The following is a 9,047-nucleotide window of genomic DNA, read 5'->3' as shown; positions in this document are numbered from 1 at the left end:
CGGTGGTGAACCAGCGGGCTTTTCCCAGCATTTCTTCACAATCTCTTGGGACGGATGGGAATGAACGCCTACATTAAGGCGCGATTGCCCTGTTCGCTGCGCTCGGAGTGACACGGCGCATATGCTATACTGTCATTCTGAGGGAGTCCTTCCCCGGAAGGACGACCGAAGATTCTCCGGTGCGCGGGAAATGACGAGTGAACGCCTCTAAATCACATGCTTGCAAATATGGACCAGAAGGGAGTAGAGTGAAGCAGAGGGGAGACGCAACTCGGCGCGGCGCTGACGGGTTCCTCTTGTGAATTTCCGTGTAAGGACTTGACAGCCGGAAAAACCATGCATATCATAGGGCAGACTGGGAGGGCACGCACACTGCGCCTGGTCGATTCCCAGTATCGTATTCGTGTCATACAAATCAAACACAGGGCGGGCACGCGCTAGGCATCCCACATATCTCATCTCACAATGTCATGGAAAAAGGAGGTCACATTGCGGCGTCTGCTTGAAAAGAGGGGTTTGGCTCTTCTCCTGGTCCTTTCGGTCGTTACGGCCCTGGTTCTGGCTGCCTGTGAGGGTCCCAAGGGCCTGACTGGCCCCGCTGGCCCTGCCGGTCCTACTGGTGCTGCCGGTCCTGCCGGCCCTGCTGGTGCTAGGGGTCTCGCTGGCCCTGCTGGCCCTGCCGGTGCTGCTGGTGCTGCTGGTAAGGCCGCCGTCAGCCCTGAGGCGAACCTGACGGTCACGTCGCCGGTAGCGCAGGGGCGGCCTGCAACCGTCGCCGGCTCCGGCTTCCAGCCCGGCGAGTCCGTCTTGGCCGTCATCGTTAGGGCTATTGACAGGGAAGACTTCATCCTTGTCGGCGCGGACGCGAGCGCGTCGGGCGCGTTCTCTCGCCCCTCCGTGGCGATCCCGGCCAGCATCAAGGCGGGCGTCTACACGGTGCGCGCCACCGGCGAGAAGGGCACCACCGCCACGGCGCCTCTGGTTATTACTGTTGCGCCCACGCCCACGCCCAGACCGCCCGTTCCCACGGCCACACCCGCGGTCAAGAAGTAACACACAGGCAGCGCCGCATCGCGCGACCTCGCCTGGACAATCAAGCCCCCCGAGCGCTCGGGGGGCTTGATTTGTTAACCGGAGCGCGCGGGGGCCACGGGCTGCCGTGTTGACAGGGGGAGATCCCACGTTGCACTTGAAATGACAAGGGGGGCGTGTCATGCGTATGTCGCGGCCTGTCATTCCGAGGGAGGCTCATCCTTCGACAGGCTCAGGGTGAGCGGGCCTTGCTCGCCGCTCATGGTGAGCTTGTCGAATCCATGAGCGGGTGTGGATGCGCTGCGGCGGGAGATTCCTCGTTGCTCTCGGAATGACAGGGAGGGACGTGTCATGCGTATGTCGCGGCCTGTCATTCCGAGGGAGGCTCATCCTTCGACAGGCTCAGGGTGGGCGGGACTTGCTCGCCGCTCATGGTGAGCTTGTCGAACCATCGTGGTGAGCCTGTCGCCTCCGCTCATGGTGAGCCTGTCGAACCATGAGCGGTGTGTCCCGCTCGCCCTTCGACAGGCTCAGGGTGAGCGGCGTACTTTCTCCGCTTGTGGTGAGCCTGCCTGCCCTGATCCTTCCCTGGAAGGACAAAGGGTCGAACCACGAGCATGGGCCAAGCGCTGGAGAAGCCCCCAGTCCCCTTGAATCAACGCCGCTTTCTTGCGCCGCGACCAGCCCTTGATTTGACGTTCCCGATGGAACGCCTCCTCCCTGGATGGGAAGCTCTCGGCAAACACTAGTTGGACGGGTCGCCGAATAGACGTGTACCCTGCTATGGCACCCTCCTGGTGAGCAGCCACTCTCTTCTCCAGATTGTCGGTGTGACCCGCGTAATACGAACCATCTGAGCAGCGCAGAATGTAAACGTAAAAACTCATGGGTACTACCGTCCCGCTGGTTGAGTTTGCGTTCTCTCATCCTTTGACAGGATCAGGCTGAGCGGGACTTGCTCGCCGCTCATGGTGAGCTTGTCGAACCATCATGGTGAGCTTGCCTGCCTGAGCGGAGCCGAAGGGTCGAACCACGAGCGCGGGGCTGGCGCTCCCTACTCGCTGGTCCGCGTCGGCTCCGTCTGGGCCTCTTGTGTCGCGCGCGTCACGCGGACGCGCTTCACCCGGCGGCCCACGGTGGACAGCACATCCAGCCGCAGCTCGTCCGTGGTCACCCTGTCTCCCACGGCGGGCACCCGCCCCAGCAGGTGGCCCACGTAGCCGCCCACCGTGTCAAACCCCTCGCTCGGCACGTGCACGCCGAACAGCCTTTCCAGACCGTCCACGGAGACGCGGCCGTCCATCACCGCCTCCGCCTCGCTGATGCGCACGACCTGCTGCTCCGCCACGTCGAACTCGTCCTCAATGTCCCCCACGATCTCCTCCACCAGGTCCTCAACAGTCACCAGGCCGGCCGTGCCTCCGTATTCATCCACCACGATAGCAAGCTGGACGCGCTTGTCCTGCATCTCGCGCAGCAGCTCGTCCACGCGCTTCGTCTCCGGCACGAAGTACGGCTTGCGGGCGATGTCACGGAGTCGCCGGGGGGTCGTGGATGCGGCCTCGCCGCGCCCAGGATGGCCGGTGATATGGGGCAGCAGGTCCTTGGCGTGCAGCACGCCCACGAAGTGGTCCGGCTCGTCCTCGTACAGCGGAATGCGGCTGTAGCCTTCCTCGATGATCAGGTCCACGGCCTGCTGCAACGGCGCCTCCGTGCTGATGGCGACGATGTCCACGCGCGGGACCATGATCTCCCGGACGCTGGTGTCCGCCAGGCGCGTGATGGCGCGGATCATCCGCTGCTTGTAGTTTTCCTTCTCACGAGAGGCGGGAGTTGGCGCGGTGGACTGCCCGGCCTGCGCGTCCGGCGGCGTCGCTCGGGAGACGATGGCGAGAGGGGCGTCCAGCAGCAGGCCCGCCAACGGGCGGCAGAGCCATAGCAGGGCGGTGAAAGCGGGAGCTATCGAGAGGGCCGTGCGGTTCGGGCTGCGGACGGCGATGGCCCGCGCCCACGCCGCGACGGCAAGCGAAAGGGTAATGGTCAGAAGCAGCGCCGGAATGCTCACCCATCCGGCGCCCGGCGCCCAGCGCAGGGCCAGGGCAATCGTGAGGGCCGTCATGCCGACCAGGGCGACCGTGCGGACGGTGCTGCCGGCGGCCCACGCGCGCGGCCGGTCGTCCCAGAGACGGACGACCAGCCCGGCTGGCCAGGTCTTGTGACGCCGCAGGCGCTCCAGCCTCTCCGGGCGCAGGTGCTCCATGCTCTGGAGGGCGGCGCTGACCAGGCCCAGGAGTCCCAGGCAGAAGAGAATGCCGAGAAGGAAGGCTATTCCTAAGCTGTCCAATCCGTTTCCCTGGCGGAGTCTCCCTCCGTGAAAGGACGGAAGGATGACGTCCGCGGCGTTATTTAGTCGGCTTCTTGGAGCGTAGCCGCGCGGGCACGCCCACGGCGAGCTTGTCCGGGGGCACGTCCTTGTTGACCACGGAGCCTGCTCCCGTGACGGAGCGCGCGCCTAGGCGGACCGGCGCCACCAGCATGGTGTCCGAGCCGAGGAAGACGCCGTCCTCAATGACGGTCTTGTTCTTGCGCACGCCGTCGTAGTTGCACGTGATGGTGCCCGCGCCTATGTTCACATCCCGGCCCACCGTCGCGTCGCCCATGTAGCTGAAGTGCCCCATCCTGGTCCCGCGGCCCAGACGGCTCTTCTTCACCTCGGCGAAGTTGCCGATGTGCGTCTCCGCGCAGATGTGCGCCCCGTCGCGCAGGTGGCTGTAGGGGCCTATGTCCACGTCGTCCTCCACGGTGGAGCGCTCGATGACGGAGGCGAGGATGCGGCAGCGGTCGCCGATGGTGGAGTCCGCGATGATAGTGTTCGGCCCAATGTGGCAGGCGCGGCCCACGGCCGTCCCGCCCCACAGGTGGACGCCGGGCTGCAGCACCGTGTCACGGCCCAGCTTCACGCGCGCGTCAATGAAGGTGGAGGGAGGGTCCGCCAGGGTGACACCCTCCCGCATCCACTCCTCGCGGATGCGCTGCCGCAGCGCCGCCTCGGCGCGGGCCAACTGAACGCGGTCGTTCACGCCGATGGCCTCCAGCGGGTCCCGCGTGCAGACGCTATCGACACGTTTCCCCTGCGCGGTGGCCATCTCCACAAGGTCAGTCAGGTAAATCTCACCCCTGGCGTGCGGCTTGAGGGACGCCAGCGCGGGCCACAGCCAGGCGGCGCGGAAGCAGTACACGCCGGCGTTAATCTCCCGGAGCGCGCGCACGTCGGGGCCCGCATCCGCGTCTTCCACGATACGCGTCACGCGGCCCCCTTCCGTGGAAGGGCGGAGAATGCGGCCCAGGCCTTCGGGCGGGCAGGTGTCGCAGGTGAGCAGAGTGAGCGCGGCGCGGCTGGCCCGATGGCGCTCCATGAGACTCCGGAGGGTCTGGGACGAGATAAGAGGCGTGTCCCCGTAGAGGACGAGGATGTTTCGGGCGGCGCCGGACACCGCTCGGCGCGCCTGGAGCAGCGCGTGGCCGGTGCCCCGTTGCTGGGCCTGCTCCACGTACTGGACGTCGCCGCCGAGGGCCGCGCGCACCCGGCCTGCCGCATGTCCGACGACCAACGTCGTCCGCGTGACGCCCGCGGCGCGGACGGCGTCAAGCACATGCCGGGCCATCGGCTGGCCGCAGAGGGGATGCAGCACCTTCGGCAGCGCCGATTTCATGCGCGTGCCCTTGCCCGCCGCCAGGACAACAGCGGCCCATTCCGTCATAGACGATCACCCTGGAAACGAACGACCGCACCCAGCCATGCGGGAGGCTGCGGTGCGGTCTCAGCGCTTCGACCCGTTCAGTTAGCAGCATCCTGCTGCTGGCCCTGTCCCGCATGAGCGGGAGAGGAAGCAGATTCACATCCTACTGGCACGCTCGGCCAGTGTCAAGCGCGGGGGAGGCCGGATCAGAGAAAGGGGTGCAGGGCCGCAGAGCGGCCCGCCGGAGGGTTCGGGAAAGCCTGCCCTGACTTGCTGAAGGGTGTCCTGCCTATCCGTCCTGTATCCTCTCCCTCTCCGCACAGCGGAGAGGGAGACACAGAGCGTGAGGTACGCGCTACGGCCTGTCTCGCCTGTACACGTCCCGCCACCCGCCCATTGCTCTACCCTGAAACCACGCGCTACCCTGTCAACAGAACACTTGTGTTACGCAACGCACCTTCGTCGGAGTCGCCGTGTTCGGCCCTGGCGGGACGGGCCGATGTGTCCGTCCACCGCGGCCACCTCGCGCCCGCTGCATCTACATCGAGCAGCTCATGGCCTCCGACGTAACATAACAAGAACAAATACCCGTAACCCGACCCGACAGATGGCAGCATCAGATAAGGGAGGCCCCTCGAAAAATATGAAACAATTCAAGTCCCTGTCTGCCGCGCTCCCCCTCTCCGCACATACCAAGTGAGCGGGGCACAGAGGGGGTGAGGGTCTCAGGTACTTGGTCAAAGGCGACAATGCGCGCGTGTAACATGCGGATGAACGCGCGTAGAGCAAACCAAATATGATGGTATAATTGACGCTTACGTTGACAGTGCAGCCCCTGAGTAATCCACGGGAGGCAGGCGGCACAGCATGGAACACGACCTGACGGCCCTGGTCACGCGCCTCGTGCTGGAGCTGGCCGTCATTCTGGTGGCGGCCAAGCTGGGCGGCGAGATCGCATTACGCTACCTCAAGACGCCGCCCGTCTTGGGCGAGCTGGTGGTCGGCGTTCTGATAGGCCCCTTCGCGCTGGGCGCTATTCCGCTCCCTCTGCTTGGCCCGCTCTTCCCGCTGCCGCAGACAACGTCCGGCGCCCCAATACTTGTCCCCGTCAGTTCCGAGTTGTACTCCTTCGCGCAGGTCGCTTCCATTGTGCTGCTCTTCGTGGCCGGGCTGGAGACGGACAGCCGTCAGTTCTTTCGGTACGCCGGGCCGGCGAGCGTGGTGGCGATGGGCGGCGTGATCGCGCCCTTTTTCCTCGGCGCTGGCGCCACCGTCCTGTTCGGGTTCGCTTCCTCGCTAATGGACCAGCACGCCCTGTTCATGGGCGCCGTCATGACCGCCACATCCGTGGGCATCACCGCGCGTGTCCTGGCTGACCTGAAGAGACTGGACTCGCCGGAAGGGGTGACTATCCTGGGGGCCGCCGTGGTGGATGACGTGCTGGGCATCCTCATCCTGACGATCGTCGTGGGGATTGCAGCCTCCGGGACCATATCGGTGAGTAACATCGGCGTGGTGACGGCGAAGGCCGTGCTCTTCTGGGTAGGCCTGACGGGCGGCGCCTTCCTTCTTTCAAGCCACATTTCCAAGTTGTTCCTGAAGTTCAAGACGGGGGGCGCTCCGCTGGCGCTGGCCCTGGCGCTGGCGTTCCTGGCGTCGGTCCTGGCGGAGAGCTTCGGGCTGGCGATGATTATCGGAGCCTACTCCATCGGGCTGGCCCTTTCGAGCACGCAACTGCGCCATCACATAGAGCCGCAGCTTATCGGCGTCTATGACGCCCTCGTGCCCGTGTTCTTCGTGGTCATGGGCATGATGGTCAATGTGCAGGCGGTGACCGGCGCGCTGCTCTTTGGGATAGTCATCAGCGCGCTTGCCGTCGTGGGGAAGATCGTGGGCTGCGGCCTTCCGTCGCTGGCTGTCGGGTTCAACCCGCGGGGCGCGCTCCGCATCGGCTTCGGGATGCTGCCACGCGGTGAGGTCGCGCTGATTGTGGCGGGCGTGGGCCTGACGCGGGGCGTGATTACGGAGACGGTGTTCGGCGTGGCTATTCTGATGACCCTCGTGACCACGCTGATGGCGCCTCCGCTTCTGCAGGCGGCGTTCAAAATACCAGGCCCGGGCCGTCGTGGGACTGAGGCCGTCCCCGCGACGAAGCACTCTCTGGCCGGCTAGTCCTTCGGGCCGCGCGGCACGTGCGGCGCCACCTCCGCGGCCAGCCGCTCGATAATCTCCATCTCGTCCTCGATGCGCGGCGTGCGGAACTGGAAGCGCACCATGTGGACGCCCGCCTTCTGGTAGGCAATGAGGTCCTCCACTACTTGCTCCGGCGTGCCGATGAGCGGACGCCGCGCCTCGCCGGCGGTGGGCTGTTTGGTGAACTCAATCCCTCGCGACAGGCATATCTCCAATTCGTCCGGGTTGCGGCCATGTTTCTCGGCCAGGCGTCGCAGCTCGGCGATCATCGTGGCCGCTTCCGCGGGGCGCAGGCCGGCGGGCATCCAGCCCTGTCCCATCTTCACCACCCGCTCCAGCGCGGGAGCGGAGTGCCCGCCAATCCAGATGGGCGGATGCGGCTTCTGGGCAGGCTTGGGTCCGAACCGCAGGTCGGCTATGCGGAAGAACCGCCCCTCGTAGTGCGGCTCGTCCTGTGTCCACAGCGTCTTGCATATCTCCAGGTACTCGTTGGTGCGCGCGCCGCGCTGGTTGTACGGCACGCCCAGCACCGCGAACTCCTCCGCCATCCAGCCGACGCCCGCGCCCAGGACGGCCCGCCCGCCGCTGAGCACGTCCAGACTCGTGACAATCTTGGCGATGGTCACCGGGTGTCGGTAGGGCGTGATCATCACGCTGGGGCACACGCGGACGCGCCGCGTGCACGCCGCCGCCCACGCGAGGAGCGTGAAGCACTCCAGGTAGTTGGGGTGCTCCGCCACGCGGAACTGGCTGCGGGTGTTGTAGGGATAGACCGATTTGATTTCGTTCGGGATGACGAAGTGGTCGCCGGCGAAGAGGGCGTGGAATCCTACGTCCTCCACCTTGCGGGCGAAGCGGGATATGGACGCGCCGTCAATTTCCTCGCCGATCTGTGGAAGCTGGAAGCCGTACTTCATGCCGTCACCTCTGGAAAGATCGGGTTAGTACAAAACGCAGGCCACTTTGTGGCCCGGCTCGGTCTCCTTGAGTGGCGGCTCGCTTCCCGCGCACTCGGTCCGGGCGACAGGGCAGCGCGTGCGGAAACGGCAGCCGGAAGGCGGGTTCAGCGGCGACGGCACTTCGCCCGAGAGGATGATCTCCTCCCTCTGGAGGTCGGGGTGCGACGGCAGCGCCGCGGATATGAGGGCCTTCGTGTAGGGGTGCTGCGGATTGCGGAACAGCGTCTCCGAGTCCGCCGTCTCCACCAGCTTGCCCAGGTACATGACGGCGATGCGGTGGCTCATGTAGCGGACGGTAGCCAGGTGGTGGGCGATCATCAGGTACGAGAGGTTGTACTGACGTTGCAGGTCGCGCAGCAGGTTCATGATCTGCGCGCGGATGGACACGTCTAGGGCGGACACCGGCTCGTCCAGCACGATAAGGCGCGGGTTCAGCGCTAGCGCCCGCGCAATGGCGATGCGCTGCCTCTGTCCGCCGCTGAACTCGTGCGGGAAAAGGTTGGCTTGTTCGGGGCGCAGGCCCACCTGAGTCAGGACCTCCGCCACTCGTTCCGACAATTGCCGGTGGGAGAGGTGCGCGTTCACGACCAGCGGCTCGCCGACGATGCCGCCGACCCGCTGGCGAGGGTTCAGCGAGCTCCACGGGTCCTGGAAGACCGCCTGCACGGACGCGCGATAGCGCCGCAGGCCCTCGCCGCGCAGGCCCAGCACGTCCTGCCCTTCGAACAGGATGGTCCCCGCTGTGGGCGGCTCCAGCAGCAGGATCATGCGCGAGGTGGTGGTCTTGCCGCAGCCGGACTCTCCGACCAGGCTCAGGGTCTCTCCGGGCTGGATGCTGAACGAGACGCCGTCCACCGCCTTCACGGCGGCGACCGTGCGCGTCCCCAGGAAACCGCCCGCCACGGGGAAGTGCTTGCGCAGGTCGCGCACTTCCAGCAGGGGGACGCCGCCAGCGGCGGCCATCAGGCGCGCCTCCAGCAGCTTGCGGTATGGCCCACGCTCACCGTCACCTCCGGCGGGTACTCCGTGCGGCAGCGGTCCATCACGTAGGGACAGCGCGGGGCGAAGGGGCACCCGGGCGGCAGCCTGTCCGGAGCGGGAGGCTGACCTTCGATGGAGTAGA

Annotated in this window: 8 protein-coding genes; 2 read left to right on the top strand and 6 right to left on the bottom strand. The window is 66.0% G+C overall.

What is annotated here, in order from left to right; translation table 11 throughout:
• The first annotated feature begins 807 nt into the window (after positions 1-807).
• On the top strand, positions 808-1,053 hold the full coding sequence (locus Q7T26_12035; protein ID MDO8532869.1) for a hypothetical protein: 246 nt from the start codon (positions 808-810) through the stop codon (positions 1,051-1,053).
• Between the two features lie 509 nt (positions 1,054-1,562).
• Here the strand turns inward: Q7T26_12035 and Q7T26_12030 are convergent.
• The 3 genes from Q7T26_12030 to glmU form a co-directional block, all read right to left on the bottom strand.
• Complete coding sequence (locus Q7T26_12030; GenBank protein ID MDO8532868.1) at positions 1,563-1,919, bottom strand: GIY-YIG nuclease family protein; 357 nt, start codon at positions 1,917-1,919, stop codon at positions 1,563-1,565.
• A gap of 167 nt (positions 1,920-2,086) precedes the next feature.
• Positions 2,087-3,376, bottom strand: a complete 1,290-nt coding sequence (locus Q7T26_12025) for a hemolysin family protein (GenBank protein MDO8532867.1) — start codon at positions 3,374-3,376, stop codon at positions 2,087-2,089.
• A 58-nt stretch (positions 3,377-3,434) separates the two neighbouring features.
• Complete coding sequence (gene glmU / locus Q7T26_12020; protein ID MDO8532866.1) at positions 3,435-4,793, bottom strand: bifunctional UDP-N-acetylglucosamine diphosphorylase/glucosamine-1-phosphate N-acetyltransferase GlmU; 1,359 nt, start codon at positions 4,791-4,793, stop codon at positions 3,435-3,437.
• Positions 4,794-5,639: 846 nt separating this feature from the next.
• On the opposite strand from glmU, the gene Q7T26_12015 reads away from it, so the two are divergent.
• Positions 5,640-6,944 carry a cation:proton antiporter gene (locus Q7T26_12015; GenBank protein MDO8532865.1) on the top strand — a complete coding sequence of 435 codons (1,305 nt, stop codon included), beginning with the start codon at positions 5,640-5,642 and terminating at the stop codon, positions 6,942-6,944.
• On the opposite strand, the gene Q7T26_12010 is transcribed toward Q7T26_12015, so the two are convergent.
• Genes Q7T26_12010 through Q7T26_12000 form a run of 3 tightly spaced genes read right to left on the bottom strand, consistent with a single transcriptional unit; the run spans position 6,941 to position 9,039 of the window.
• Positions 6,941-7,882 (bottom strand): LLM class F420-dependent oxidoreductase, encoded by a 942-nt coding sequence (locus tag Q7T26_12010; GenBank protein ID MDO8532864.1) that lies wholly within the window; start codon positions 7,880-7,882, stop codon positions 6,941-6,943. The genes Q7T26_12015 and Q7T26_12010 overlap by 4 nt on opposite strands.
• Before the next feature lie 24 nt (positions 7,883-7,906).
• The gene (locus tag Q7T26_12005; protein MDO8532863.1) at positions 7,907-8,887 is read right to left on the bottom strand and encodes a dipeptide ABC transporter ATP-binding protein; all 981 of its coding nucleotides are present in this window, start codon (positions 8,885-8,887) and stop codon (positions 7,907-7,909) included.
• Positions 8,887-9,039 carry a hypothetical protein gene (locus Q7T26_12000; protein ID MDO8532862.1) on the bottom strand — a complete coding sequence of 51 codons (153 nt, stop codon included), beginning with the start codon at positions 9,037-9,039 and terminating at the stop codon, positions 8,887-8,889. Before Q7T26_12000 ends, Q7T26_12005 begins: the two co-directional genes overlap by 1 nt.
• Positions 9,040-9,047 lie beyond the last annotated feature (8 nt).

Source organism: Dehalococcoidia bacterium (assembly GCA_030648205.1).
Classification (GTDB): Bacteria; Chloroflexota; Dehalococcoidia; order JAUSIH01; family JAUSIH01; genus JAUSIH01.
Note: the sequence above shows the minus strand (reverse complement) of the source record. Positions and strands in the feature narration are given on the sequence as shown.

Excerpts from the sequence above, each read along its gene's own strand:
- Q7T26_12030 (MDO8532868.1), bottom strand. The coding sequence starts at position 1,919 with ATGAGTTTTTACGTTTACATTCTGCGCTGCTCAGATGGTTCGTATTAC.
- glmU (MDO8532866.1), bottom strand. The coding sequence starts at position 4,793 with ATGACGGAATGGGCCGCTGTTGTCCTGGCGGCGGGCAAGGGCACGCGC.
- Q7T26_12015 (MDO8532865.1), top strand. The coding sequence starts at position 5,640 with ATGGAACACGACCTGACGGCCCTGGTCACGCGCCTCGTGCTGGAGCTG.
- Q7T26_12010 (MDO8532864.1), bottom strand. The coding sequence starts at position 7,882 with ATGAAGTACGGCTTCCAGCTTCCACAGATCGGCGAGGAAATTGACGGC.
- Q7T26_12005 (MDO8532863.1), bottom strand. The coding sequence starts at position 8,887 with ATGGCCGCCGCTGGCGGCGTCCCCCTGCTGGAAGTGCGCGACCTGCGC.